The 24657-nt window shown below is 73.1% G+C and carries 23 protein-coding genes; 9 read left to right on the top strand and 14 right to left on the bottom strand.

All coding sequences use genetic code 11. The features are described 5' to 3' along the window. Window positions 1-51: 51 nt before the first annotated feature. A complete protein-coding gene (locus ACQRUO_RS05205; RefSeq protein ID WP_428314520.1) occupies window positions 52-2949 on the bottom strand; it encodes an ATP-binding protein in 2898 nt (965 codons plus the stop codon). A 248-nt stretch (window positions 2950-3197) separates the two neighbouring features. On the opposite strand from ACQRUO_RS05205, the gene ACQRUO_RS05210 reads away from it, so the two are divergent. The 3 genes from ACQRUO_RS05210 (at window position 3198) to ACQRUO_RS05220 (ending at window position 6144) form a co-directional block, all read left to right on the top strand. Further along, window positions 3198-4148, top strand: coding sequence for a terpene synthase family protein (locus ACQRUO_RS05210; protein ID WP_428314521.1), 951 nt, complete (start codon window positions 3198-3200; stop codon window positions 4146-4148). Window positions 4149-4258: 110 nt separating this feature from the next. Further along, window positions 4259-5764 carry an aldehyde dehydrogenase gene (gene adh / locus ACQRUO_RS05215; RefSeq protein ID WP_428314522.1) on the top strand — a complete coding sequence of 502 codons (1506 nt, stop codon included), beginning with the start codon at window positions 4259-4261 and terminating at the stop codon, window positions 5762-5764. After that, a complete protein-coding gene (locus tag ACQRUO_RS05220) occupies window positions 5764-6144 on the top strand; it encodes a DUF779 domain-containing protein (RefSeq protein ID WP_428314523.1) in 381 nt (126 codons plus the stop codon). Before adh ends, ACQRUO_RS05220 begins: the two co-directional genes overlap by 1 nt. A gap of 53 nt (window positions 6145-6197) precedes the next feature. Here the strand turns inward: ACQRUO_RS05220 and ACQRUO_RS05225 are convergent, their stop codons facing one another. After that, window positions 6198-7418, bottom strand: a complete 1221-nt coding sequence (locus ACQRUO_RS05225; protein ID WP_428314524.1) for a serine hydrolase domain-containing protein — start codon at window positions 7416-7418, stop codon at window positions 6198-6200. Between the two features lie 63 nt (window positions 7419-7481). On the opposite strand from ACQRUO_RS05225, the gene ACQRUO_RS05230 reads away from it, so the two are divergent. Further along, window positions 7482-8003, top strand: coding sequence for an NUDIX hydrolase (locus ACQRUO_RS05230; RefSeq protein ID WP_428314525.1), 522 nt, complete (start codon window positions 7482-7484; stop codon window positions 8001-8003). Between the two features lie 8 nt (window positions 8004-8011). Here ACQRUO_RS05230 and ACQRUO_RS05235 read toward each other — a convergent pair whose 3' ends face one another. Then, window positions 8012-8728: a cytochrome b/b6 domain-containing protein gene (locus ACQRUO_RS05235; protein ID WP_428314526.1), complete on the bottom strand. Its 717-nt coding sequence runs from the start codon at window positions 8726-8728 to the stop codon at window positions 8012-8014. Further along, window positions 8712-9434 (bottom strand): molybdopterin-dependent oxidoreductase, encoded by a 723-nt coding sequence (locus tag ACQRUO_RS05240; protein ID WP_428314527.1) that lies wholly within the window; start codon window positions 9432-9434, stop codon window positions 8712-8714. Before ACQRUO_RS05240 ends, ACQRUO_RS05235 begins: the two co-directional genes overlap by 17 nt. Before the next feature lie 93 nt (window positions 9435-9527). Between ACQRUO_RS05240 and ACQRUO_RS05245 the strand changes: the two genes are divergently transcribed. Both ACQRUO_RS05245 and ACQRUO_RS05250 read left to right on the top strand, forming a co-directional pair. Further along, on the top strand, window positions 9528-10457 hold the full coding sequence (locus tag ACQRUO_RS05245; RefSeq protein ID WP_428314528.1) for a TetR/AcrR family transcriptional regulator: 930 nt from the start codon (window positions 9528-9530) through the stop codon (window positions 10455-10457). A 164-nt stretch (window positions 10458-10621) separates the two neighbouring features. Beyond that, on the top strand, window positions 10622-12457 hold the full coding sequence (locus tag ACQRUO_RS05250; RefSeq protein WP_428314529.1) for a hypothetical protein: 1836 nt from the start codon (window positions 10622-10624) through the stop codon (window positions 12455-12457). Window positions 12458-12548: 91 nt separating this feature from the next. On the opposite strand, the gene ACQRUO_RS05255 is transcribed toward ACQRUO_RS05250, so the two are convergent. From ACQRUO_RS05255 to ACQRUO_RS05270, 4 genes are all read right to left on the bottom strand, one after another. Next, window positions 12549-13607, bottom strand: a complete 1059-nt coding sequence (locus ACQRUO_RS05255) for a YeiH family protein (protein WP_428314530.1) — start codon at window positions 13605-13607, stop codon at window positions 12549-12551. Beyond that, complete coding sequence (locus tag ACQRUO_RS05260; RefSeq protein ID WP_428314531.1) at window positions 13607-14179, bottom strand: cysteine dioxygenase; 573 nt, start codon at window positions 14177-14179, stop codon at window positions 13607-13609. The genes ACQRUO_RS05255 and ACQRUO_RS05260 overlap by 1 nt, the downstream gene beginning before the upstream one ends. 151 nt (window positions 14180-14330) lie before the next feature. Further along, window positions 14331-15236, bottom strand: a complete 906-nt coding sequence (locus ACQRUO_RS05265; RefSeq protein WP_428314532.1) for a LysR family transcriptional regulator — start codon at window positions 15234-15236, stop codon at window positions 14331-14333. 87 nt (window positions 15237-15323) lie between these two features. Next, a complete protein-coding gene (locus ACQRUO_RS05270; RefSeq protein WP_428314533.1) occupies window positions 15324-15581 on the bottom strand; it encodes a LapA family protein in 258 nt (85 codons plus the stop codon). 197 nt (window positions 15582-15778) lie between these two features. Between ACQRUO_RS05270 and ACQRUO_RS05275 the strand changes: the two genes are divergently transcribed. Next, window positions 15779-16651, top strand: coding sequence for an aldo/keto reductase (locus ACQRUO_RS05275; protein WP_428314534.1), 873 nt, complete (start codon window positions 15779-15781; stop codon window positions 16649-16651). 240 nt (window positions 16652-16891) lie between these two features. On the opposite strand, the gene ACQRUO_RS05280 is transcribed toward ACQRUO_RS05275, so the two are convergent. Beyond that, on the bottom strand, window positions 16892-17689 hold the full coding sequence (locus tag ACQRUO_RS05280) for a MarR family winged helix-turn-helix transcriptional regulator (protein WP_428314535.1): 798 nt from the start codon (window positions 17687-17689) through the stop codon (window positions 16892-16894). Between the two features lie 472 nt (window positions 17690-18161). Between ACQRUO_RS05280 and fabG the strand changes: the two genes are divergently transcribed. Further along, window positions 18162-18929: a 3-oxoacyl-ACP reductase FabG gene (fabG, locus tag ACQRUO_RS05285; protein ID WP_428314536.1), complete on the top strand. Its 768-nt coding sequence runs from the start codon at window positions 18162-18164 to the stop codon at window positions 18927-18929. 201 nt (window positions 18930-19130) lie between these two features. On the opposite strand, the gene ACQRUO_RS05290 is transcribed toward fabG, so the two are convergent. Further along, window positions 19131-19337, bottom strand: a complete 207-nt coding sequence (locus ACQRUO_RS05290; RefSeq protein ID WP_428314537.1) for a hypothetical protein — start codon at window positions 19335-19337, stop codon at window positions 19131-19133. An 83-nt stretch (window positions 19338-19420) separates the two neighbouring features. After that, window positions 19421-19669 carry a hypothetical protein gene (locus tag ACQRUO_RS05295; protein ID WP_428314538.1) on the bottom strand — a complete coding sequence of 83 codons (249 nt, stop codon included), beginning with the start codon at window positions 19667-19669 and terminating at the stop codon, window positions 19421-19423. Window positions 19670-19792: 123 nt separating this feature from the next. Between ACQRUO_RS05295 and ACQRUO_RS05300 the strand changes: the two genes are divergently transcribed. Then, window positions 19793-20014, top strand: coding sequence for a DUF6343 family protein (locus ACQRUO_RS05300; RefSeq protein ID WP_428314539.1), 222 nt, complete (start codon window positions 19793-19795; stop codon window positions 20012-20014). A 34-nt stretch (window positions 20015-20048) separates the two neighbouring features. Here the strand turns inward: ACQRUO_RS05300 and ACQRUO_RS05305 are convergent, their stop codons facing one another. The 3 genes from ACQRUO_RS05305 to ispG are packed head-to-tail and all read right to left on the bottom strand — an operon-like array spanning window position 20049 to window position 24575. Further along, entirely contained in the window at window positions 20049-21455 is a 1407-nt protein-coding gene (locus tag ACQRUO_RS05305) for an aspartate aminotransferase family protein (RefSeq protein ID WP_428314540.1), read from the bottom strand. After that, window positions 21445-23367: a 1-deoxy-D-xylulose-5-phosphate synthase gene (dxs, locus tag ACQRUO_RS05310; protein ID WP_428314541.1), complete on the bottom strand. Its 1923-nt coding sequence runs from the start codon at window positions 23365-23367 to the stop codon at window positions 21445-21447. The genes ACQRUO_RS05305 and dxs overlap by 11 nt, the downstream gene beginning before the upstream one ends. A 47-nt stretch (window positions 23368-23414) precedes the next feature. Further along, window positions 23415-24575 carry a flavodoxin-dependent (E)-4-hydroxy-3-methylbut-2-enyl-diphosphate synthase gene (gene ispG, locus ACQRUO_RS05315; protein ID WP_428314581.1) on the bottom strand — a complete coding sequence of 387 codons (1161 nt, stop codon included), beginning with the start codon at window positions 24573-24575 and terminating at the stop codon, window positions 23415-23417. Window positions 24576-24657 lie beyond the last annotated feature (82 nt).

Genomic DNA, 24657 nt, shown 5'->3' on the forward strand with positions numbered 1-24657 from the left:
TGCTGCTCCTTCGGTCTGCGTGGGCACACGGGCGACTCGGCCGGAGTCAGCCTAGGGGGTGTCAGCCTCCTTGTCGGACTGCCGTCCTGACAGCCCGAGCGCGGCGGCCAGCCCCTCCCGGCTGCTGCCGGTCTTGCGGTGCACGGCCGCCAGCCGACGGTTGATCAGGCTCACCGCGACGTCCAGCCGCTCGGCGATCTCCACCGGCGACATCCCCTCCACGGTCAGCTCGGCCACCCGCCACTCGGCCTGGCTGAGCGCGTCCCGCCCGGTGCTGCGCAGCCGGTTCGGCGGCAGCCCGGAGGCCTTGAGCTCCTCGCGGGCCCGGGTCATCAGGCCGTCCGCGTTGCACTCCACCGCCAGCTCCATGCCCTGGTGCAGCTGCTCGGTGGCCTCGGCCAGCCGCCCGGCCTTGCGCAGCGCGGCCCCCAACTCGACCACCGCGGCGGCCTGCCGCAGTGCGGCGCCCACCGCGGAGGCGGCGCCGAAGCCACGGGCCCGCACCAGCGACTCGTTGGCCAGCTCGCGGGCCCGCTCCGGGTCCTCCGGGAGCACCGCGACGGCCAGGTTGCCCAGCCAGGGTGCCCAGATGGTGTTGTGCCAGCCGCGCCGCTCCAGTCGCTCGCCGACCTCGGTGAAGACCTCGGCGGCGCCGGCGTGGTCGCGTTGGGCGAGCAGCAGCTTGCCGTACAGGGTGGCCGCGTCCGGCAGCACCATCGCGGTGGGGTGGTAGGGCGGCGCGAAGGCGTGGTCGGCGGCCAGCTTCCAGGCCTCGTCCTGCTTGCCGCGGGCCAGCAGGGTGTCGGCCAGCACGCCCACCGCGTCCCACTGCAGCGGCAGGCTCGGGCCCAGCGAGCGGCCGATCCGCAGCGCCCGGCGCAGGAACTCCTCGGCCTCGGCCAGCGAGCCGCGGCGGAACCGGACCAGGCCCATCAGGAAGTAGGCGAAGCCCAGGTGGCCGCCGCCCCAACCGGCCACCTCGAAGGTGGTGATCGCGTCCTCGAAGAGCTTCTCGGCGCGGTCCAGCCGGTCGGCGTAGACGTAGGTCAGGCCGATGATGCCGGGCAGCTCCAGGCCCCACGGGTTGGTGGTCCAGCCGAGCCCCTCGGGCAACCGGCCGTCCGGGGTGACCGCCGAGTCGACCAGGCGCAGCACCTCGGCCACGTCGGCGCCCTGCAGGGTCAGGTCCCAGGCGCGCAGCGCGCGCACCGCCCGGGCGTACAGGTCGTCGCCGGGCAGTTCGGCGCAGAGCGCGGCCAGCCGGGCCGAGCGTTCGGGCCCGTCCTCCTCGTCGCGCTGGAAGGCGGCCCAGATGAAGTGCGCCACCTGGAGCCGCAGTCGCCCTTCGCCGGGTGCGGTCCGCTCGGCCTCGGTCAGCGTGATCTCGGCGGCCTCGACCAGCCGGCCGCTGTGCGCCAGCACCTCGGAGAGCCGGAAGGTGGCGTCCGCCCGCAGCTCGGGGCGCAGGCCCGGGGTGTCCAGGGCCAGCCGCAGCTGGTTGACCGTGCTGACCGGGTCGGTGAGCAGCGTGGCGCAGCCCAGTTCGTAGATCACCTCGGCCCGGTCCTCGTCCTCCGGCGGCTCGGCCAGGGCGCGGTCCAGGCAGCGCACCGCGGCGTCCGGGGCGCCGACCGACAGGTGCTCGCGGGCGGCCCGGCGCAGCTTGGTCACCACGTCGGGGTCGCCCTCGGCGTGGGTCTCCAGCAGGTGCCGGGAGGACTCCACCAGCGGCCGCCCGGCGTTCTCCAGCTCGACCGCGGCCTTGCCGTGCATCGCGGTGCGCATGCCGGGGCGGATCGACTTGTAGAGCGCGGTGGCGAGCAGCGGGTGGACGAACTCCAGCGGGCCCTCGGCCGGGCCGGTCAGCACCTGGTGGCGGCGCAGCTCGGCGATCGCCTCGGCCGCGCCGGTCGGGGCCATGCCGGCGATCCGGGTGGCCACCGGGATGGCGATCTGGGTGCCGAGCATCGCGGCGGCCTGGGCGAAGTTGAAGGTGTTGACGCTGAGCCGGGTGAGCCAGTAGTCGCGGTCCATGCCCTGCGCCTCGGCGGCCAGGTCGTGCAGCAGCGGCACGTTCTCGTGGACCGGCTCGATGCCGCTCTCGCGGATCTTGGCGAGCAGCGCGTTGATCAGGAACGGGTTGCCGTTGGTGACCGCCCACACCTGGCGGCAGAACGAGTCCTCGGCGTCCGCGAAGGCGGCGTGCACCAGGTCGGCGGTGGCGGCCGGTTGCAGGCCCTGGAACTCCATGTGGCGGTGCGAGTTGGCGGCCACCAGGGCGCGGAAGGCCTGCGCCTGCTCGGGCAGCTCGTTGTTGCGCCAGGCGATGGCGAGCAGCACCGGCAGTTCGGGGCAGCGCTGCGCGAAGGACTCCAGCCAGCCGAGCGACTCCCGGTCGGCCCACTGCAGGTCGTCCACCAGCATGACCAGCGGGGCGTGCCGGATGGCCAGTTGGGTGACCACGTTGTCCAGGCCGGAGCGCACGCTCTGCGGGTCGGCGGCCTCGCCGCTGGGCGGCAGCAGGCCGATCGCCGGGCCGGCGATGGACCACCAGTGGCCGAGCACCTCGCGCTGCTTCTCCGCGCCGAGCCGCAGCAGCACCGGCAGCAGCAACTGGCGCAGCAGGTAGAAGGGTTCGTTGACGCGCTGCTCGCCGGCCCGGCCGCTGAGCACGGTCAGCCCCTCGCGCCGGGCCAGCATCCGGACCTGTTGCAGCATGCTGGTCTTGCCGAGGCCGGCGGTGCCGCTGTAGAGCAGCACCGAGCCGAGCTCGATGCCGCCGGCCGCGAACTGCCGGCGGAGCCGGTCGATCGCCAGCTGGGCCGCGGCGATCGCGCTCTCCCGTTCGTAGAGCGGGGGAACGGTGGACCCGTCGTCCGCCCCGCGCTCGCCGGACCGCGGGGCGTTCGACGTCTCGTCCGCTCCGCGCCCGCTCCCCTGTTCGGTCACCCTGGGTCCCCTCCGCTTCGCCGCTGCGTGATCCTGGGGTGAGGCTATCGCCGTCGCGACCGCGATGCCGACGCTTTGTGCAGGTAGGGCCACTGTCCATGGTTCAACTAGAAATGCCATGGGCAATTGCTGCGACAGTCGGGCGATCCGACTGTCCGATCGGATACCCTGCGGGCCGGCCGGGCCCAGGGGATCATGCTAGACCGTGGCACCACCCGTACGACCGGCCCTCACCTCCCGGGAGTCCGATGTCCGCTGCAACGACGCTCGAAGTCCCCTATCCGTACCGGCGCAACCCGCACCGCTCCGCGGCCGAGGCACGCCACCACCACTGGCTGAGCGTGCACCGGATGCTCGGCAGTGCGCTCACGCCCGAGGCCTACGCCCGCTGGGACGTGCCGGACCTGGCGGCCCTGAGCTATCCCGACTGCACGGCGGAGGAGTTGGCGCTGGCCGCCGACCTGATGGGGTTCTACTTCCTGTTCGACGACCAGTTCGACGGTCCGCTCGGTCGACGCCCCGCCGAGGTGGCCCGGCTGTGCGACCGGCTCACGGGTGTGCTGCACGGCACCCCGGCGCCCGCGGACACTCCGTGCGCCCTCGCTTTCGAGGACCTGTGGGAGCGGATCAGCCGCGGCATGTCACCGCGCTGGAAGGCGCGGGCCAAGTACAACTGGGAGTGCTACTTCGCCAGCCACCCGGCCGAGGCCGCGGGGCGGCGCGGCGGCCAACCGCCGGACCGCGAGACCTACCTGATCCTGCGCCGGGGCACCGCGGCCATGGAGTCGGTGCTCGACATGGTGGAACGGCTCGGCAGGTTCGAGGTCGCCCCCGCGGCCTTCCACAGCCCGCCGTTGAAGCAGCTGCGCCAACTGGCCGCCGACATCCCGTCCCTGAGCAACGACATCCGCTCCTACCCGCAGGAGGCGCCTCGCGGCGACGTGAACAACCTGGTCATGATCGTGCAGCGGGAACGCGGCTGCTCCCTGGAGGAGGCCGGCTCCGTGGTGCTCGCCGAGGCCCAGCGGATGGTCGACCGCTACGCCCGACTGGTCGACGAACTGCCGCGCACCTACCGGGAGCTGGAGCTGGGACCGGACCAGAGCCGGACCGCGCAGCGCTACGCGGACGGGCTGACCGCCTGGCTGTCCGGCTACCTCAGCTGGGAGAGCGGCACCGGCCGGTATCAGCCGGAATGACGTCGTGGTGACTGGTTCGGCACCCACGGTAGCCGAGGGGCGCCGGCACGGCTAGGGTGCGCAGAGCACGTCCACCGTCGGCCCACCGCTTCGCCGAGGAGAACCCGGACTTGACGATCTACCAGCCACCCACCAGCTTCAAGTCCCGCTACCAGAACTGGATCGGCGGCGCCTGGGTGCCGCCGGTGCGCGGCCAGTACTTCACCGACCCGACCCCGGTCACCGGCCAGGTGATCTGCGAGGTGCCGCGCTCCACCGCCGAGGACGTCGAACTCGCGCTGGACGCGGCACACGCCGCCGCGCCCGCCTTCGGGCGCACCTCGCCCGCCGAGCGCGCCCAGCTGCTGCACTCGATAGCCGACCGGATGCAGGCCAACCTGGAGCTGCTGGCGGTCGCCGAGAGCTGGGAGAACGGCAAGCCGGTGCGCGAGGCGCTGGCCGCCGACATCCCGCTGGCCATCGACCACCTGCGCTACTTCGCCGGCGCGATCCGGGCCCAGGAGGGCGGGCTCTCGCAGATCGACGACGACACCGTGGCCTACCACTTCCACGAGCCGCTGGGCGTGGTCGGCCAGATCATCCCGTGGAACTTCCCGATCCTGATGGCGATCTGGAAGCTCGCCCCGGCGCTGGCGGCCGGCAACACGGTGGTGCTCAAGCCCGCCGAGCAGACCCCCGCCTCGATCCTGGTGCTGATCGAGCTGATCGCCGACCTGCTGCCGGCCGGCGTGGTGAACGTGGTCAACGGGTTCGGCGTGGAGGCCGGCAAGCCGCTCGCCTCGAGCAGCCGGATCCGCAAGATCGCCTTCACCGGCGAGACCACCACCGGCCGCCTGATCATGCAGTACGCCAGCGCCAACCTGATCCCGGTCACCCTGGAGCTGGGCGGCAAGAGCCCCAACCTGTTCTTCGCCGACGTGGCCGCCGAGCGGGACGCCTTCTACGACAAGGCACTCGAGGGCTTCACCATGTTCGCGCTGAACCAGGGCGAGGTGTGCACCTGCCCGAGCCGGGCGCTGATCCAGTCCTCGATCTACGACCGCTTCCTGGGCGACGGACTGGAGCGGGTGCGGGCGATCAAGCAGGGCAACCCGCTGGACACCGAGACCATGGTCGGCGCGCAGGCCAGCAACGACCAGTTGGAGAAGATCCTCTCCTACATCGAGATCGGGCAGGCCGAGGGCGCCAAGGTGCTGGCCGGCGGCGAGCGGGTGGACCTGGGCGGCGAGCTGTCCGGCGGCTACTACGTGGCGCCGACCGTCTTCGAGGGCGACAACTCGATGCGGATCTTCCAGGAGGAGATCTTCGGACCGGTGGTCGCGGTGACCCGGTTCGACGGTTTCGAGGACGCCGTCGAGATCGCCAACGACACCCTCTACGGGCTGGGTGCGGGGGTCTGGAGCCGTGACGGCTCGACCGCCTACCGGGCCGGGCGGGCGATCCAGGCGGGCCGGGTGTGGACCAACTCCTACCACCTGTACCCCGCGCACGCGGCCTTCGGTGGCTACAAGAACTCCGGGATCGGCCGGGAGACCCACAAGATGATGCTGGAGCACTACCAGCAGACCAAGAACCTGCTGGTCAGCTACTCGCCCCAGGCGCTGGGCTTCTTCTGATGCCCAGGGTCGCGGTGACCGCGGCGGCCGCCGAGCTGCTGCGCGACCTGGCCGGGACGCACGGGCCGCTGATGTTCCACCAGTCCGGTGGCTGCTGCGACGGCTCGGCGCCGATGTGCTACCCCGCCGGGGAGTTCCTCACCTCGGCGAGCGACGTGCTGCTCGGCGAGCTCCGGGTGACCGGGCTCGCCGAGCCGGTGGGGGTCTGGATGGCGCGCGACCAGTTCGCCTACTGGTCGCACACCCACCTGACCATCGACGTGGTGCCCGGCCGGGGCAGCGGCTTCTCGCTGGAGGCCCCGACCGGGCAGCGCTTCCTCACCCGGTCCCGGTTGCTCACCGACGCCGAACTGGCCGAGGCCGGCGAACCGGGCGGGTAGGCGGACCGGACGGGTCGGTGTCGCACCACTGCCGTCGCACCACTGCCGTCGCGCTACTGGCGGGCCAGGCACTCCCGGACCGCCGCGATCAGCCCCCGGGAGCGGGCGTCGCCGGTCACCCCCGGCTGCATGCCGCAGGTGACGTAGCCGAAGCCGAGCCCGAGCTCGGGGTCGGCGAACCCGAGCGCACCGCCCCGCCCGGGGTGCCCGAAGGCGGCCGGGGAGCTCATCGGCGAGGTCGGGCTGTGCCGGAAGAAGCCGTGCCCGAACCGGGAGTTGACGACCAGCACCCGGTCCGGGCCATCGGCGGCCGGCCCCATCGCCTCGGCCAGCGTCGCCGGCGTGAACAGCGCCGGCAGCGGCCCACCGGCCGGACCGCCGGGCCGGTCGGCCGCGCCGATCAGCGCCGCGTAGAACCGGGCCACCGAGCGCGCGGTGCCGATCCCGTTCGCCCCGGGCACCTCGGCGGCCTGCACCGCTGGGTCGTTGAGGTCCAGGGTCGGACGGACCGAGCCGAAGGCGCGCGCGGTCAGCGAGGTCGGGTCCTGGTAGGCGTCGGTCACCGCGCGCTTGGGGCGCAGCCGCAGCGCACCGGACGGGGCCGCAGCCGGCGGGGCGGGCAGGTCGACCAGCCTGCCCACCCGGGGGCCGGCCCCGGCCGGCAGCCCGATCCACAGGTCCAGGCCGAGCGGCCGGGCGAGCTCCTCGGCGAGGTACTGCCCCACGGTGCGCCCGCAGGCCCGTCGCACCACCTCGCCGACCAGCCAGCCGAAGGTGTAGGGGTGGTAGCCGTGCGCGGTGCCCGGCTCCCAGGCCGGCGCCTGGGCGGCGACCGCGGCCACCGCCGGCTCCCAGGCGATCACGTCCTCGACCCGCAGCGGCCGGTCCAGCGCCGGCAGCCCGGCCCGGTGCGAGAGCAGCCAGCGCACCGGGATCCGCTCCTTGCCGGCCGCCTTGAACTCCGGCCAGTACGCGGCCACCGGTGCGTCCAGGTCCAGCTGCCCGTCCTGGGCCAGCAACAGCGCGACCGCCGCGGTGACGCCCTTGGTCACCGAGCGCAGCACCTGCGCGGTGTCCGCGCTCCAGGCCACCGCCGGCGCGGGGCGGCCGCCGACCTCGGGCCGGGCGTCACCGCCCCACAGGTCGACCACCTTGCGGCCGTCCAGGTAGAGCGCGACCGCGCCGCCCAGTTCGCCGTAGTCCCGGAAGTTGCGGGCGAACGCCTCCCGGACCGGCTCGAAGCCCGCCGCCGTCTCGCCCCAGATCTCCACCACCGCGCGCCGCCTCCGCTGCTGAATCCACCGTTCCGCTCTCCCCCGAAGACTAGTCTGATCATCATGAGCAACCCTGGTGAGGAACTGCTGGACGTCGTCGACGAGCACGACCGGGTCCTGCGGGTGGCTCCCCGCAGCGAGATCTACCGCGACGGGCTCACCCACCGCTGCGCGATGGTGCTGGTCCGGGACGAGGAGGGGCGGATCTTCACGCACCGCCGCACCCCGACCAAGCTCTTCGCCCCCGGCGCCTACGACCTCTTCGTCGGCGGCGTGGTCGGCACCGGCGAGAGCTACGCCGACGCCGCCGTCCGGGAGGCCGAGGAGGAGCTCGGCGTGCGGGGCATCCGCACCGAGCCGCTGTTCCGCTTCCTCTTCCGCTACCAGGACTCGCCCGGCGCCTGGTTCTGCGACGTGCACCAGGCACGCTGGACCGGCCCGGTCGCACCGCAGGTCGAGGAGGTCGCCTGGCACGGCTGGCTCACCGAGGCCGAGGTCGCCGAACGGCTCGGCGGGGCGGGCGGCTGGGAGTTCGTGCCGGACGGCCGCGAGGCCTACCGGCGGTACCTGGCGCACCGGGGCTGAGCCCGGGCTCAGTCCTCCGCTGCGGGCAGCGGGTCGCCCTCCTCCGCGGTCGGCTCCCACTCCGGGTGCTCGATCCGCGCCCACTCCGGGTCGACCCACCCGGTGCGCATGCCGTGCCGGGCCTCCGGGTCGCCCAGCGCCTTGTAGAGGTGCCCGGCCACCACGACCCCGACCGCCAGCGCCAGCCAGTCGTGCACGAAGCTCGCCCCGGTCCGCCAGGCCAGCGGGGCCAGGTCGGTGAACCACATCAGCAGCCCGGTGCCGAGCAGCACCAGGACCGCCCCGGCGATCCAGCCCGCGTACAGCTTCTGCCCGGCGTTGAACTTGCCCGCGGTGCGCCGGTAGGAGCGGCGCAGCACGGCCCGCAGCCAGGCCCGGTCGTAGGGCTGGAAGCGGTTCAGCCGGCCGAGGTCGCGGCGCAGCGCCCGGGAGCCGAGGCCGAGCAGCAACGGCACCGGCAGCGCCAGCCCGCACCACTCGTGCACCACCACCAGCAGCCGGCGCCGGCCCACCAGTTCGGCCAGCTGCGGCAGGTAGAGGCAGGCCGCGGTGGCGATGCAGACCAGCATCAGCGCCGCGGTGACCCGGTGCACCCAGCGTTCGGCGCGGGTGAAGCGGGGCAGCCGGCCGTCCGGCGCGGTGGGCGCGGCGGTGGCGGTGTCAGCGGTCGTGGCGGTGCCGGCGGTGGTGGCGCGCCGGGCGCCGGGCTCAGCTGGTCGGCGCATCGTCGCGTCCGTTGGACTTGCCGACCCAGGCGTCGACGTCATATCCGTACTGCTCCCAGTAGCCGGGCTGGACGGTGGGGGTGACGGTGATCCCGGAGAGCCACTTGGCCGACTTGTAGAAGTACATCGGGGCGACGTAGAGCCGCACCGGGCCGCCGTGGTCGTGGGTCACCGGCTTGTCCTGCATCTTCAGGGCCAGCAGCACGTCGTCGCGCCGGGCCTGGTCCAGGGTGAGGCTCTCGGTGTACGCGCCGTCGAAGCAGCTGAAGTGCACCGCGCCGGCCTGCTGCTGCACGCCGGCGGCGTCCAGCAGGTCGGCCAGCCGCACCCCCTCGAACGGGGTGTGCGGCACCCGCCAGCCGGTCACGCACTGCACGTCGTGCACGATCCGCACCTGCGGCAGCGCCTGCAGCTGGGGCAGCGTGTAGCTGCCCGGCCGGTCCACCAGACCGTCCACGGTCAGCCGGTAGTCGGCCGCCGACCTGGCCGGCACCGCACCGGTCACCGAGTAGTACTGGAAGTTGCCGGAGTCGGGCAGCAGCCCGGTCAGCCCGGTGGGGTCCTTCGCCGCGACGCTGGACACCACCGAGCCGACCGCCTGCGAGAGCGCGGGCCCGGCCGCCACCCCGGCGGCGCCGAGACCCAGCATGCCGAGCACCACCCGGCGGCCGACCGGCGTGCCGCGGCCTGGAGCGTGGTCGTTCATGCGCCCCATTGTCCCGGCCCGTCGGGGCAGGTGAACCGGCCGAGCCCGATTGCCAGACTCTCGTAAGGTTTACGAGTGGGTAGGGTGACGCGCATGTCCCCCTCCTCAGCGAAGGCGAAGGCGAAGCCGACGACCAAGGCGGCGCCGGCGGCGGCCGAGTCGACGGCGAAGGCCAGGTCGGCGGCGAAGGCCGGCTCGACGGCGAAGGCGAAGCCGGCAGCGCGGGCCAAGTCGGCGGCCGACGCCCCGCCGCGGCGCCGGCTCAGCGTGGACGAGCGGCGCGAGCAGCTGATCGCCGTCGCACTGGAGCTCTTCAGCGCCCGCCCGCCGGAGGAGGTGTCGATCGACGACATCGCCGCGGCGGCCGGCGCCTCGCGGCCGCTGGTCTACCACTACTTCCCCGGCAAGCAGGCGATCTACGAGGAGTCGCTGCGCCGGGCCGGCCAGGAGCTGGCCGGCCGCTTCGAGGAACCCGCCGTCGGCCCGCTCTCCGCCCGGCTGGCCCGGGTGATGGACCGTTACCTGGGCTTCGTGGCCGAGCACGGCCCCGGCTTCGCCGCCCTGCTGCGCGGCGGCTCGGTGGCCGCCAGCCCCGGGACCAACGCGGTGATCGACGAGGTCCGGCGGGCCGCGCACGACCAGATCCTGACCCACCTCGCGCTGCCCGACCCCAGCCCGGGCCTGCGCCTCACCGTGCGGGCCTGGATCGCCAACGCCGAGATCACCGCCCTCGCCTGGCTGGCCGACGACCTTCGCCCGCCGCTGTCCGAGGTCCGGCAACGCCTGGTCCAGGACTTCGTCGCCGCCCTGGTGGTCACCGCCACCCGGGAGCCGGCCCTGGCCGCCGTGCTGGCCGACTACCTCGCCGACGAGCGCCCCGACACCCCCACCGGCGCCCTGGTCCACTCCCTGGCCGGCCTCCTCACCGTGCCCCGCCTCGGCGAAGCCCTGCTCACCCTCGCCGCCGCCCCACCGGCCACACCGGGCGAGAGCGGGGGCGAGGGCGGCCCGGAGAGCTGCTGACCCGGCACCGGGCGCGGCTGCCCATAGCCGACGGCGCTCCCGCCCCCTCCCCCGCCCTCGCTGCCCGTGGCCGGGCGCTGACTGACGGGCGGCCACGGCCGGTCTGATACAACAGCTGAGCGGACAAACCAGCACAGCGCATCATCGAACGGGGGCTGCGGAGCATGACGCAGGACGGCCACGGGGGCATCGGCGGAGCAGCAGTGGCAGCGCCGGCCGAGCGGATTTCCGCCTCGCTCGACTCGCTCGCCGAGGGGCTGCTCGGTCCGGGGGTCGCCCGGCACGCGCCTGCTGCGCTCTTCAGCGCGGCGGCTGCCCCCGGGGAGCTCGGGCTCTTCGACACCTGGCTCACCCGGACCGGGCCGGGGCGGCTGGCCCGGGCCGGCCGCGGGACCGTGGTCTCCTGCACCCTGCCGGCCGCGCCCGGCGGTGCGGCCGGCACCGTCGAGCGGCTGCACGCGCACTACGGCCCGCAGCCGGTGCGCGGTGTGCCGGTGGCCGAGTCCGCGCGGCCGGGCGCCTTCCAGCTCCCGGTCAGCGCGGAACCGTCCGCCGCCCGGCTGCGGCCGGCCTTCGCCGCGCCGCTGGCCGAGCTCGCGGCGGGCCGCCGGCTGTTGCTCCCGGCGGAGTTGCCGACGGGTTCGGGGGTCGAGGTCCGGTTCACCGTGCCGCCGGCCTTCCACGCGCTGACCGTGCGCGGCGACGATGCGGCGGCGGCCGAGCAGTTGGGCGAGGTCGCCGAGGAGCTGTTCGCCGCCGGCAGCGCGGCCGAGCGGCGCGACTGGGCGGTGCTGACCGCCGCCCTGCTCGACGAGAGCACCGCCGCGGGCGTGCGGTTCGCCGCGGTGGCCGCGGTCGAGCTGGACGGCCGGCCGAGCAACGCCACGCTGGTGGCGGCGCTGCACCAGGACCGCACGCCGATCGCCGAGCTCGCCGCCGAACTGGCCACCTCGCGCCCGCACGCGGAGGTGTGGACGGTGATCCTGCCCTCCGGCCCGGCGGTGGTGCTGGTCCAGGGGCGGACCGGGGCGGTCCCGGGGGCGTTGGCGGCGGACGGCAACCGGCGCTGGGTGGTCTCCTCGGTGGTGCAGGCGTTCCTGTCGCTGCCGGACGGCGCCACCCTGCTGAGCCTCCAGCTGGGCACGGCGCACGGCGAGGACTGGGAGCTGTACGCGACGGTCTTCGCCGAGCTGCTGCGCAGCGTGGAGTTCGGCTGGGACGGGGTGCCCGCCCCGGCGGACGCACCGCGCCCGGTCACGGTCACCCCGGTCGCCGTCGCCCCGATCCCGACCCCGACCGCACCCCCGGTCCCAGTACCCGCACCCGCCACCCCGCCCGCCGGCACCCCGCTCCCGCCCGTGCCGCCGATGCCGCCCGCACCTCCAGCGGTCCCCCCGGCAGTCCCCCCGGCCGCCCCGCCGGCACCGCCCACCACCCTCGAGACCCCGGCGCCGCAGGACGCCCCCAAGGGCACCAAGGTCGACATCCCCCCGCCGGACTTCGACCCCTTCGCCCCCCAGGAACCCGTCACCCCGGCAACCCCCGCGGCACCCGCAGCACCCGCGACGCCCCAGGAAGCCCTCGCCCCCACGCCGGCCCCGCAGCCGCTGGACCCCTTCGGCACGGTGATGAACAACCAGCCGCAGGACCCCTTCGGCACCGTCACCCGCACCCCGGCCACCACCATCCCCGCCACCACCACCGCCCCGACGCCGCCCGCGCCGTCGGTGACCGCGCCCCCCACCGAGCCGGCCGCGGCCACCGACGCACCGCCGAAGAAGGGCACCAAGGTCAACATCCCCCCGCCGGACTTCGACCCCTTCGCCCCTCAGGAGCCCGTCACCCCGGCGACCCAGGACGCCCCCAAGGGCACCAAGGTCGACATCCCCCCGCCGGACTTCGACCCCTTCGCCCCCCAGGAACCCGTCACCCCGGCGACCCAGGCCACCACCGCAACCCCGGCCGACCCCTTCGCCAAGCCGGACCCGTTCGCCCTCTGACCCACCGGCAGCCCCGGCGACCACCCGTCAGCACCGGCGAGCCCCCCGTCAGCCCGTCCCGCCCGCAGGCTGCCGGGGGCCACCACCGCCCTCAGGTGGTCAGCAGCACCCCGGCGTACGACACCCCGGCCACCACCACCCACGACGCCAGCCCGAGCAGCGCCATCCGGCCGCCGGTGCGCACCATGGTGCGCAGGTTGACCGCCGCGCCGAGCCCGAAGAGCGCGGCCGCCAGCACCAGTTGCTGCAGCTGGTCGGCGCCGTTCAGCACGCCGGTGCCGAGCAGACCGGTGCTGCGCAGCGCGATCATCGCGAGGAAGCCGGCCACGAAGAGCGGCAGCACCGGGACCTTCTTGCCGGCGCCGACCGCCTGACCGCGGCTGCGCCGGACGGCGATGCCGACGCCGGCGACCAGCGGGGCCAGCAGCGCCACCCGCATCAGCTTGACCAGCACCGCCTCGCGCAGCGCCTCCGGTCCGGCGGTCTGCGCGGTGGCCACCACCTGGCCGACGTCGTGCACGCTGGCGCCGACCCAGCGGCCGAACTGCAGGCCGTCCAGGCCGAGCGGGCCGTGCAGCATCGGCAGCACGGCGATCGCCAGCGTGCCGCAGAGGGTGACCAGCGCGACCGAGCCGGCGACGTCCTCCTCCTCGCTGCCGCTCACCTGGCTGACGGCGCCGATCGCGGAGGCACCGCAGATCGAGTAGCCGGTGGCGACCAGCAGCGGCTGGTCGCCGGGCAGGCCCATCCGGCGGCCCAGCCAGTAGGTGCCGGCGAAGGTGGCGGCGACCACGGTGAGCACCATCGCCACGGTGGCCCAGCCGAGGCCGGCCACGTCGGAGAGGCTGAGCTTGAGGCCGAGCAGCACCACGCCGACCCGCATCAGCCGCTTGCCGGCCAGCGCCAGGCCGGACTTGGCGGTGCCCTGCACCAGGGTGCGGGTGCCGGGCAGGTGGGCGGCGGCGATGCCGAGCAGCACGGCCGCGGTGAGCATCGGCACCGCCGGCAGCACCCGGTGGATGCCGTTCGCCAGCAGCACGCCGGCGGCGGCCATGGCCAGGCCGGGCACGCTGCCGCTGGGGCGCAGCCGGCCCAGGGCCGGCGGGACGAGCGGGCCGGCCGCACTGCCGGACGGTCTGGTCAGTGCCATCAGCCGCGCTCGCCTTCCGGGCGCGGGTAGACGCGGCGGATGCTGGTGCCCAGCCGCAGCACGTCGGCGCCGTAGATGTGGACCGAGATCGCGGTGCCGGTACAGGAGTTGCGGACCTCGTGGATGTCGCCGGGCGGGGCGAAGCCGCACACCGAGCCGAGCGGGTTCACCACGTCCTCGGTGGGCGCCAGGTGGGCGGCGTCGCCCTCGGGGACCAGCCGGTAGCGCCGCTCGCTCTCCTCGCCCTGGTGGACGCCGGCCACGCACCAGGAGACGTGGTCGTGGATCGGGGTGCGCTGGCCGGGCAGCCAGACCAGGGCCACCACCGAGAAGCTGCCGTCCTCCTCGGCGTGCAGCACGTGCTGGCGGTAGCGGTCGGGGTCTCCCTCGCACTGGTCGAGGGTGAGCAGGTCGGCGTTGCCGAGGTAGCTGCGCAGCGTCTCGGCGGCCAGGTAGGCCGTCAGTTCCGGGGTCAGGCCGCGCGCCACCACGGCGCGGACCTCGGCGATCAGGGCCGCCGCCAGCGGGGTGATGCGCGCGCCCGAGGTGCGGGCCGTGGTGGTCACTGTCATGTCCGGCAGCTTCCGGCCACCGGACGGGCCGCGTCCAAGGAGCAGGGGTTGGCTTTCCCCTACCTCCGCTTATTGATCGCGTCGAAACCGCCGATCACCGACCGCCCGAGCCCCCGGGCCGCGCCCCGCTGAGCCCCGGGCACCGCCGCGCTCAGCACCCCACCCGGACGGCGGCGGCGGAGCGCAGGCTGTCCAGCACGAGTTCGGTGGCGGGCAGCGGCAGGTGCTCGCGCAGCACGTAGGCGCAGACCTGCCGGCGGACGTGCGGCTCGAGCGCGCGTCCGGTCACCTTGCGGTGGTTGAGGAAGGAGAGTACCAGCGCGGGCGCCACCGCGAGCCCCACGCCGGCGGCCACCAGGCTCTGCAGGGCGAGGTTGTCGTCGGTGGTGACCACGATGTCCGGGTCGAAGCCCTCCTCCGCGCAGATGTGCAGGAAGTTGGCCCGGCAGCGCGGGCAGCCGGCGATCCAGCGGGCCTGGGCCAGTTCGGCCAGCCGCACCGCGTGCCGGCGGGCCAGTGGGTGGCCGACCGGCAGCAGCACCGTGAGCAGGTCCTCCATCAGCCGGATCTCCACCAGCTCGGGCGGCAGCTCGGCGCGCAGCCCGGGGTAGCTGAAGGAGAGCGCGATGTCGCACTCGCCGCTGAGCAGCTTGTGCAGCGACTCGGGCGGCTCGGCCTCCAGCAGTTCCACCCGCACCGTGGGGTGGTCGGCCAGCAGGCCGGCCATCGCCTCCGGGATCAGCGTGGCGTTGGCGCTGGGGAAGGCGCAGACCCGCACCCGGCCGGCCCGCAGCCGGGCCAGTGCCTGGAGCTGCTGCTGGGCCGCGCCCAGGTTGCCGAGGATCACCGAGGCGTGCCGGGCGAGGGTCTCGCCGGCCTCGGTGAGCTTCATCCGCCGCCCGTCGCGGGTGAACAGCGGCAGGCCGGCCTCCCGCTCCAGCGCGCGGATCTGCTGGGTGACGGCGGGTTGGGTGTAGCCGAGGGAGCGCGCGGCCGCGGTGAACGAGCCGGTGCTGACCACCTCGTGGAAGGTCCGGATGTGACGGGAGTCCAGCATCCCAGAATCATAAGCAGAAGTTGGGCAAGAGTTATCTGCGCGTAGCTGGGGTGATTACTCGACTCTCGTTCACCCCGCGCCCCCGGGCTACCGGTTGTCCCGCCGTCCCTTGAACAGGTACCCGAGCACCATCCCGATCAACAGGGTCGCGGCGAGCGCGATCCAGAGCGGCGCGGTGACCGTGAAGACCCAGAACTGGATCTTGACGGTGTTCAGGTTGGCCAGCAGGAACCAGAGCGCCAGCACGAGCAGCGCGGCGCCGGCGATCACCCGGGTCGGGATCCCGCCGATCTCGCTCTGCTTGGTCTTCTGGCCGGCGAACGGGCGCTGCGAGTTCCTGGTCACAGGGGCAGTCTGCGCGCCGCACCCGCGGCGACCACCGCGCGCCGCCGCCGGCTGCCCCGGACGGCCCATCAGCTGTCCGCCGCCCGGGTGGCCGCACCCGCCACCGAACCGGATCCGCCACCTGCGGGAACACGGGTGACCTGCCGTTGGTTGTCCCACCGGCAGCATCGGACGACTCGAAGGGCACACCACCTCTCGTGAGCACCATCCCCACCATCACCCTCAACAACGGCGTCGCCCCCGGCAGCAGCGTCGCCATCCCGCAGCTCGGCTTCGGCGTCTGGCAGGTTCCGGACGACGGGGCGGCCGCCGCCGTGCGCACCGCCATCGAGACCGGGTACCGCAGCATCGACACCGCCGCGATCTACGAGAACGAGGAGGGCACCGGCCTCGGCATCCGGCAGGCGGGCGTCCCGCGCGAGGAGCTGTTCATCACCACCAAGCTGTGGAACAGCGGCCTGCGCGACTGGTCCGGCCAGGCCGGCCGGGACGCGGTGCGGGCCGAGTTTGACGCCTCGCTGGCCAAGCTCGGGCTGGACTACCTCGACCTGTACCTGATCCACTGGCCGCGCCCGATGCACGGCAGCTACGACAACGTCTGGCAGGCCGTGGCGGAGCTGCTCGACTCCGGGCGGGTCAAGGCGGTCGGCGTCTCCAACTTCGGCACCGCCGAGCTGACCCGGCTGTTCGAGACCAGCTCCGTCGTGCCGGCGCTCAACCAGGTCGAGCTGCACCCGCACTTCCCGCAGACCGAGCTGCGCGCCTTCCACGCCGAGCACGGCATCGCCACCGAGGCGTGGAGCCCGCTGGGCCAGGGCAAGGGCCTGCTGACCGACCCGGCGCTGGCGAAGATCGCCGCCAAGCACGGCCGGACCGTCGCCCAGGTGGTGCTCCGCTGGCACCTGCAGAGCGGTGTGATCGCGATCCCGAAGTCCGTCACCCCGTCCCGGATCGCGGAGAACTTCGAGGTCACCGGCTTCGAGCTGGACGGCGAGGACCTCGCGGCGATCGCCGGCGTCGAGACCGGCGAGCGGCTCGGCCCGGACCCGGTGACCTTCGACTGGAACTGAGCCGTCCCCCGACCCGGTCCGCACCGCGGCCGTTCGGAACCGTGACCGTTCCGCTGCCTCCGGTCGGCAGCGAAGAAGGGACGTCCGCAATCCGAACGCACGACTGGACCGCAGTCAATTCGTGACCGGTGCACCGTCGGCTCCCGCGAGCGGGAGCCGACGGATTTGTCCGACTAACCGCGGACTATGCAGATCGCCCGGGAATTCCCAGCAAATTGCCAGGAATTCCCGGGCGAATCGTTACGCCACCGGAGCGAGTCGCGCCGCCTTCGCGAGCAGGGTCAACACCTGGCTTCGCTCGGCTTCCGCCAGCGGTTCGAGCAGCAACTCCTCCACCCGCGCCACCCCGGCGGCGGCGCTGTGCAACAGCTCCTGACCGGTGGGCGAGAGCGAGAGCAGGTTGCGGCGGCCGTCCGAGGGGTCCCGGCGGCGCAGCACCAGGCCGCGCCGGACCAGCCGGCTGACCATCTCGGCCATGGTCGCCTTGTCCAGCGAGGCCAGTTCGCCGACCGTCCGCTGGTCGGCCCCCGGCTCGCTCTCCAAGGCGTCCAACACCGCGAACTGAGGCGCCGTCAGCTCGGATCCCACGTACTCGGACCAGAGCTTGGTATGGACCTGCTGGCCGACCCTGATCAGGTAGCCGACCGCTCGCTGGGCATCCAGCAGGGGGCGGGCGTCGGTCAGCGCGGCCACCGCGGCCGGCTCCAACTTGGCTATCTTGGCCAGGACTCGGACCAGGTCCAGCTGCTCCTCCGCGTTCAGCGGCTCGAACAGGGTGCGCTGGACGCGCACCACACCACCGGTGGCCTCACGGACCGCCTGTGCGCCGCCCTGCGAGAGGGCGAGCAGTTTGCGCCGGCCATCTGCCGGATCGCGTCGGCGCAGCACCAGGCCACGCCGTACCAGCCGAGCGACCATCTCGGCCATCGTCGCCTTGTCGAGTGAGGCCCGCTCGCCCACCGTGCGCTGGTCAGCGCCCGGTTCGAGGGCAAGTGCGAGCAACACCGCGAACTGAGGAGCCGTCAGTTCGGCTCCCACGTGTTCGGACCACAGCCGGGTATGCACCTGCTGGGCCACGCGGATGAGGTGACCGGGCGACTGCTGCAGTCGTCCGGGCACGCGGGTCGTCGGGATCTCCCCCAGCACCATGAATCCGTCCTGATGTCACACCCGGCGTGCTGTGGGACACCCGGGCGGGGCAGTAGCGGCGTGCTGGCCTCCCCCGGCGCGAATCGGAATCAACCGCAGTGATTTCGATCCGGATCGAGGGGAGCTCCGCCGTGCAGCCGACGGCTGCTGGCGCACACTATACAAACGGAGTCCGTGGTGCGGCAGGCAGGGGCAGATAGTAGACGGATGTTCACCATACTTGTGGTATTTCGTCCCGCGCGGCCGAGTTGCCCTCTCACCCGCGTACGCACCCTGGTCCCATCATCTACTCGCCGGTAGGGTAATCGCACAGCGCTCTCCCCCGCATTTTTCCTCGTACCGAGAGAGACGAGTAATACGTATGACCGAGCAGAACAGCACCCCCCGGGTCGCGATCGTCACCGGCGCCGCCCGGGGCATCGGCGCCGCCACCGCGCAGCGGCTGGCGGCCGACGGCTACGCCGTGGCCGTGGTCGACCTGACCGCCGAGGCCGCCCAGGAGACCGCGGAGAAGATCGTCGCGGCCGGCGGCCGGGCCCTCGCCGTGGGCGCGGACGTCTCCGACGAGACCCAGGTCCAGGCGGCCGTCGAGCGGATCGCGACCGAGCTGGGCGCACCGGTGGTGCTGGTCAACAACGCCGGGGTGCTGCGGGACAACCTGCTCTTCAAGATGTCCCAGTCGGACTGGGACACGGTGATGAACGTCCACCTGCGCGGCGCCTTCCTGATGACCCGGGCCACCCAGAAGTACATGGTGGACGCCGGCTTCGGGCGGATCGTCAACCTCTCCTCCTCCTCGGCCCAGGGCAACCGCGGCCAGGCCAACTACTCCGCGGCCAAGGCCGGCCTGCAGGGCTTCACCAAGACCCTGGCGATCGAGCTCGGCAAGTTCGGCATCACCGCCAACGCGGTGGCCCCCGGCTTCATCGCCACCGACATGACCGCCGCCACCGCCGCTCGGGTCGGCATGGAGTTCGAGGACTTCAAGAAGGCGGCCGCCACGCAGATCCCGGTCCAGCGGGTCGGGGTGCCCGAGGACATCGCGCACACCATCTCGTTCCTGACCAGCGAGGGCGCCGGGTTCGTCAGTGGTCAGGTGATATACGTCGCCGGTGGTCCGCTCGACTAGTCAGTTCGACGTAGCGCCGCTAGTCACCGCGTCCACCGGGTGACTGGCGGCGTCGCCGCATTTTCGGTCGTACCCGTCGGATCGGCCGCCGCCGAACGGGGCACCGGGCAGCCACCGGCCGCCGGCCGGGCAGGGGCTGCGAACGAGGGGCGGAGCACGGCGGCGAGCGGCGGCGGTCCGCCTGGTCCCGGGTGCCGCTCGCTACTGGAGCTGCTGGAGCGCGCGCAGGCGCGCGGCCTCGGCCACCATCGCGGCGCGCTCGGCCCGGCGCGCCTTGCGCGCGTCGTCCGCGCCGAGCGGCTCCACCACGTGGAAACAGGCCCCGCAGACGTAGCCGCCTTCCGGACCCTCCGAGACCGGGGTGCCGCAGTGCGCGCAGTACCGGGAGTACGTGACGGTGGCGACCATGGCGGACCTCTCGCATCGGTTACGAAGCGTGGATCCACGGTAGCGGCTCGACCCGACCGCAGAAAGAGCGAACTGATGCCCGATCAGAGCTCGGCGGGCTGGCCCCCGGGGATCGATCCGGTGCCGTCGCAGGTCCGGCAGGGCTCCTCGCGGTAGGCCTGCTTGCTGCCGTCCGCCGACACCCGGTACCGGGTGTAGGTGCCGCTGCCGGTGCACAGGAAGCAGTTGCCGCCACCGTCCCGCTCGGTGGTGCCGGTGCCCTTGCAGGTCCGGCACTGCAGGCCGGCCAGCCGCCCGGTCCCGGTGCAGATGGTGCACACCGCGATGCTCACGCCGGTCCCTCCGTTCCTGGTGCTGACCCCGGCAGCCGCCCGACTTCCCGAGGTCTGACGAGCCTACCGCCGGAATAACCCGGGCGTGCCCGGGTACCCCGATCCGGACGGAGGTGAGCTGCCATGCGCTATGCCACCACACCGCGCCGCTGGCGCAGCGGGACCGAGCCCCGGTTCGCCCGCAGCGACCTGAAGCTGCGGTTCCTGCTCTCGGTGATCTTCACGCCGGTGTTCGCCCTGATGACGGCCGCCTTCGCGGTCTTCGCCGCGGTCTGCTTCGCGCTGACCGTCTTCGCCGCGGTCGACCTCTACATCGTGATCCGGCGCCGCCGGGTCGAGCTCTAGTTCTGCATCTGCCGGGGCCGGGCGGCCGCCCGGCTCAGCGGCTGCCGCTGCCCACCGCCTGCTTCACCAGGGTCTTGCCGAAGTCCCACATCAGCCCGCTGCCGCGGTGGGCGTCGTCCATCACCTCGCAGAAGGCGTCGACGAACCGGTCCACGTCACGCTCGGTGATGATCAGCGGCGGGATCAGCTTGATCACCTCCAGGTGGTCCCCGGAGACCTGGGTCAGGATCCGGTGCCGCTGGAGCAGCGGGACCACCACCATCTGCGCGAACAGCCCCTTGCGGGCGGCCTGCAACGCCGTCCACCCGGTGCGCAGCTTGAGCGAGCGCGGCCGGCCGAACTCGATCCCGATCATCAGCCCGCGCCCGCGCACCTCGGCGAGCAGTTCGTACTTCTCGGTCAGCGCGGCCAGCCGGCCGCGGAACAGGTCGCCGACCCGGCGGGCGTTGGCCACCACCTGCTCGTCCCGCATCACCTGCAGCACGGCCAGGCCGGCCGCCATCGCCTGCGCGTTGGAGCCGAAGCTGGCCGAGTGCACCAGCACCCGGTCCATCGAGGAGTAGACCTTCTCGAAGATCCAGTTCTTGCCCAGGGTGGCGCCGATCGGCACGTACCCGCCGGAGAGCGCCTTGGCGGCGCAGACCAGGTCGGGCTGCACGCCCTCCTCGTCCTGGTAGGCGAAGAAGGTGCCGGTGCGGCCGATCCCGGTCTGCACCTCGTCGCAGATCAGCAGCGCCTTGTTCTCGTGCAGCAGGTCCTGGGCGGCCCGCAGCCAGCCGGGCGGCGCGGCGTGCACGCCCTTGCCCTGGATCGGCTCCACGATCAGCGCGGCCACGTCGCCCTTGCGCAGCTCGCGCTGGAGCGCGGCCAGGTCGCCGAGCGGGATCGCGGTGTCCGGCAGCAGCGGGCCGAAGCCCTTGCGGAAGCCGCCCTCGCCGTTGATCGAGAGCGAGCCGGTGGTCAGCCCGTGGAAGGCGTGGTCGCAGTAGAGGATCCGGCCGCGCCCGGTGGCGTACCGGGCGAACTTGATCGCGGTCTCCACCGCCTCGGTCCCGCTGTTGCCGAAGAAGACCCGGTCCAGCCCCGGCGCCTCGGCCAGCAGCCGCTCGGCCAGCAGACCGGGCAGCGGCGGGCAGTCGAAGCGGGTCAGGTCCGGCAGGTCGAGCTCCATCACCTGCCGGATCGCGTCCCGCACCACCGGGTGGTGGCGCCCGAGCGCGAAGATGCCGAAGCCGGCCAGCATGTCGAGGTACTCGTTGCCCTCGGCGTCGTAGAAGTACGGGCCGCGCGCACGGTCGTAGGTCTTGTCGAAGCCGATGGTGTGCAGCATCCGCGGCAACTGCGGGTTGAGGTACCGGGCGTGCAGGTCGTACCGCTCGCCGCCGCGCTCGGCGAGCAGGGCGGCGAGGTCGAGGGCGCCCTCGGGGCGGTCAGCTGGCACGGGGTTCGTTCACTCCTCGGTTCGGTAGCAGGTGCTTGGCGAAGGCGGCGGTCTGCGCGGCGATCCCGGTGCCGGTCAGGCCGGTCTCCTCCATGATCTCGCCGCGTCCGGCGTGCTGCAGGAACTCCTGCGGGATGCCCAGGTCGCGCAGCGGGGTGTCGACGTCGGCGTCGCGCAGCGCCTGGGCGATCGCCGCACCCACCCCGCCGACCCGGCCGTTGTCCTCGACGGTGACCACCAGCTTGTGCCGGGCGGCGAGTTGGACCAGCGCCGGGTCGACCGGCTTGACCCAGCGGGGGTCGACCACGGTGGTGGCCAGGCCGTCCGCGGTGAGCAGGGCGGCGGCGTCCAGGCAGGCCAGGGCCATCGCGCCGACCGAGACCAGCAGCACGTCCGGCTCGCTGCGCCCGGCCACCTGGGTGCGCTGCAGCACGTCCACCCCGCCGATCCGTTCGACGGCCGGCCGCACCGGGGCCACCTCGCCCTTGGGGAAGCGGACCACGGTGGGTGCGTCGGTGACCTCGACCGCCTCGCGCAGCTGGGCCTTGAGCTGTTCGGCGTCGCGCGGCGCGGCCAGCCGCAGGCCGGGCACCACCTGGAGCACCGACATGTCCCACATGCCGTTGTGCGAGGCGCCGTCGTTGCCGGTGACGCCGGCCCGGTCCAGCACGAAGGTGACGCCGAGCCGGTGCAGCGCGACGTCCATCAGCACCTGGTCGAAGGCCCGGTTCAGGAAGGTCGCGTAGACCGCGACCACCGGGTGCAGCCCGGCGGTGGCCAGGCCGGCGGCGCTGGCGACGGCGTGCTGCTCGGCGATGCCGACGTCGAAGGTGCGCTCCGGGTAGGCCTTGGCGAAGTCGGTCAGGCCCACCGGCTGGAGCATCGCGGCGGTGATGGCGACCAGGTCCGGCCGCTGGGCGCCCAGCTCGACCATCTCCTCGCCGAAGACCGAGGTCCAGGAGACGCCGCCGGCCGGCGAGATCGGCAGGCAGGTGTAGGGGTCCATGGCGCCGACCGCGTGGAAGCGGTCCGCCTCGTCCAGCTCGGCCGGGCGGTAGCCGCGGCCCTTGACGGTCAGGCAGTGCACGATCACCGGCCCGCCGAAGCCGGCCGCCCGGCGCAGGGCCGACTCCACCGCGGCGATGTCGTGGCCGTCGATCGGGCCGACGTACTTCAGCCCCAGGTCCTCGAACATGCCCTGTGGGGCGAAGGAGTCCTTGAAGCCCTTCTTCGCGCCGTGCAGCGCCTCGAAGATCGGCTGGCCGACCACGGGGGTGCGCTGCAGCGCCTCCTTCCCCCAGGCCAGGAAGCGCTCGTAGCCCTGGGTGGTGCGCAGCGTGGCCAGGTGGTTGGCCAGGCCGCCGATGGTCTTGGCGTAGGAGCGCTCGTTGTCGTTGACCACGATCACCATCGGCCGGTCCTCGGCCTCGGCGATGTTGTTCAGCGCCTCCCAGGCCAGCCCGCCGGTGAGCGCGCCGTCGCCGATCACCGCGACCACGTGCCGGTCCTGGCGCCCCTGCAGTTGGTGGGCCTTGGCGATGCCGTCGGCGTAGCCGAGCACCGTGGAGGCGTGCGAGTTCTCGATGACGTCGTGCTCGGACTCGGCGCGGGAGGGATAACCGGACAGGCCGCCCTTGGCGCGCAGCCGGCTGAAGTCCTGCCGGCCGGTGAGCAGCTTGTGCACGTAGGCCTGGTGCCCGGTGTCCCACAGGACCCGGTCGCGCGGGGAGTCGAAGACCCGGTGCAGGGCGATGGTCAGCTCGACCACGCCGAGGTTGGGGCCCAGGTGGCCGCCGGTGCGGGAGACGGCCTCGATCAGGAAGTCCCGGATCTCCTGGGCCAGCTGCGGCATCCGGTTGGCCGGCAGCCGCCGCAGGTCGGCCGGTCCGTGGATTGAGGACAGGAGTGACATGGCTCTGCACCTCTTCGCTGTGGATTCTTGACGGGACGTCCGGACCATCAGCCTGCCGCGATCACCGCGGGTACGCCTGCCGGGCCGCCCTCGGCCTGCATCTGCTCGGCGAGCAGCATGGCCTCCTCGATCAGGGTCTCCACGATCTTCGACTCCGGCACGGTCTTGATCACCTGGCCCTTGACGAAGATCTGCCCCTTGCCGTTGCCCGAGGCCACCCCGAGGTCCGCCTCGCGCGCCTCACCCGGCCCGTTCACCACACACCCCATGACGGCCACCCGCAGCGGCACCTCCATCCCCTCCAGGCCCGCCGTGACCTCCTCCGCCAACTTGTACACATCCACCTGGGCCCGCCCGCACGACGGGCAGGAGACGATCTCCAGCCCCCGCTGGCGCAGGTTCAACGACTCCAGGATCTGGATGCCGACCTTGACCTCCTCCACCGGCGGCGCCGACAGCGAGACCCGGATCGTGTCCCCGATCCCCTCCGCCAGCAGCGCACCGAACGCCACCGCCGACTTGATCGTCCCCTGGAACGCCGGACCCGCCTCCGTCACCCCCAGGTGCAGCGGATAGTCACACGCCGCCGCCAGCTGCCGGTAGGCGTTGATCATCACCACCGGGTCGTTGTGCTTCACCGAGATCTTGATGTCCCGGAACCCGTGCTCCTCGAACAGCGAGCACTCCCACAACGCCGACTCCACCAGCGCCTCCGGAGTCGCCTTCCCGTACTTCTCCAGCAGCCGCTTGTCCAGCGAGCCCGCGTTCACCCCGATCCGGATCGGGGTACCCGCCGCGGAAGCCGCCTTCGCGATCTCCCCCACCTTGTCGTCGAACGCCTTGATGTTGCCCGGGTTCACCCGAACCGCCGCACACCCCGCCTCGATCGCCGCGAACACGTACTTCGGCTGGAAGTGGATGTCCGCGATCACCGGGATCTGCGACTTCCTCGCGATCAACGGCAACGCGTCCGCATCGTCCTGCGAGGGCACCGCCACCCGCACGATCTGACACCCCGACGCCGTCAACTGCGCGATCTGCTGCAGCGTCGCGTTCACATCCGAGGTCAACGTCGTGGTCATCGACTGCACCGACACCGGCGCATCACCACCGACCGGAACAGTGCCGACCATGATCTGCCGCGAGACGCGACGCTTCGCAAGTGGCTTCGGAGGCAGCGACGGGGTACCGAGCGAGATCGCGGTCATGGCTGTTCGCACATCCTTGCTGTGATTCGGTCTTGGTGTCATGGTCGGGCCCGGCACGCCGTTCCGCACGCGCGCCGGGCCC

It is taken from the genome of Kitasatospora sp. LaBMicrA B282, assembly GCF_050325825.1.
Classification (GTDB): Bacteria; Actinomycetota; Actinomycetes; order Streptomycetales; family Streptomycetaceae; genus Kitasatospora.

Bases quoted from the DNA above. Each gene is read 5' to 3' on its own strand.
- dxs (WP_428314541.1), bottom strand. From the start codon at position 23,367: ATGTCACTCCTGTCCTCAATCCACGGACCGGCCGACCTGCGGCGGCTG.
- ACQRUO_RS05230 (WP_428314525.1), top strand. From the start codon at position 7,482: ATGAGCAACCCTGGTGAGGAACTGCTGGACGTCGTCGACGAGCACGAC.
- ACQRUO_RS05260 (WP_428314531.1), bottom strand. From the start codon at position 14,179: ATGACAGTGACCACCACGGCCCGCACCTCGGGCGCGCGCATCACCCCG.
- fabG (WP_428314536.1), top strand. From the start codon at position 18,162: ATGACCGAGCAGAACAGCACCCCCCGGGTCGCGATCGTCACCGGCGCC.
- ACQRUO_RS05250 (WP_428314529.1), top strand. From the start codon at position 10,622: ATGACGCAGGACGGCCACGGGGGCATCGGCGGAGCAGCAGTGGCAGCG.
- ispG (WP_428314581.1), bottom strand. From the start codon at position 24,575: ATGACCGCGATCTCGCTCGGTACCCCGTCGCTGCCTCCGAAGCCACTT.
- ACQRUO_RS05245 (WP_428314528.1), top strand. From the start codon at position 9,528: ATGTCCCCCTCCTCAGCGAAGGCGAAGGCGAAGCCGACGACCAAGGCG.
- ACQRUO_RS05235 (WP_428314526.1), bottom strand. From the start codon at position 8,728: ATGCGCCGACCAGCTGAGCCCGGCGCCCGGCGCGCCACCACCGCCGGC.
- ACQRUO_RS05300 (WP_428314539.1), top strand. From the start codon at position 19,793: ATGCGCTATGCCACCACACCGCGCCGCTGGCGCAGCGGGACCGAGCCC.
- ACQRUO_RS05265 (WP_428314532.1), bottom strand. From the start codon at position 15,236: ATGCTGGACTCCCGTCACATCCGGACCTTCCACGAGGTGGTCAGCACC.
- ACQRUO_RS05240 (WP_428314527.1), bottom strand. From the start codon at position 9,434: ATGAACGACCACGCTCCAGGCCGCGGCACGCCGGTCGGCCGCCGGGTG.
- ACQRUO_RS05255 (WP_428314530.1), bottom strand. From the start codon at position 13,607: ATGGCACTGACCAGACCGTCCGGCAGTGCGGCCGGCCCGCTCGTCCCG.
- ACQRUO_RS05290 (WP_428314537.1), bottom strand. From the start codon at position 19,337: ATGGTCGCCACCGTCACGTACTCCCGGTACTGCGCGCACTGCGGCACC.
- ACQRUO_RS05210 (WP_428314521.1), top strand. From the start codon at position 3,198: ATGTCCGCTGCAACGACGCTCGAAGTCCCCTATCCGTACCGGCGCAAC.
- ACQRUO_RS05220 (WP_428314523.1), top strand. From the start codon at position 5,764: ATGCCCAGGGTCGCGGTGACCGCGGCGGCCGCCGAGCTGCTGCGCGAC.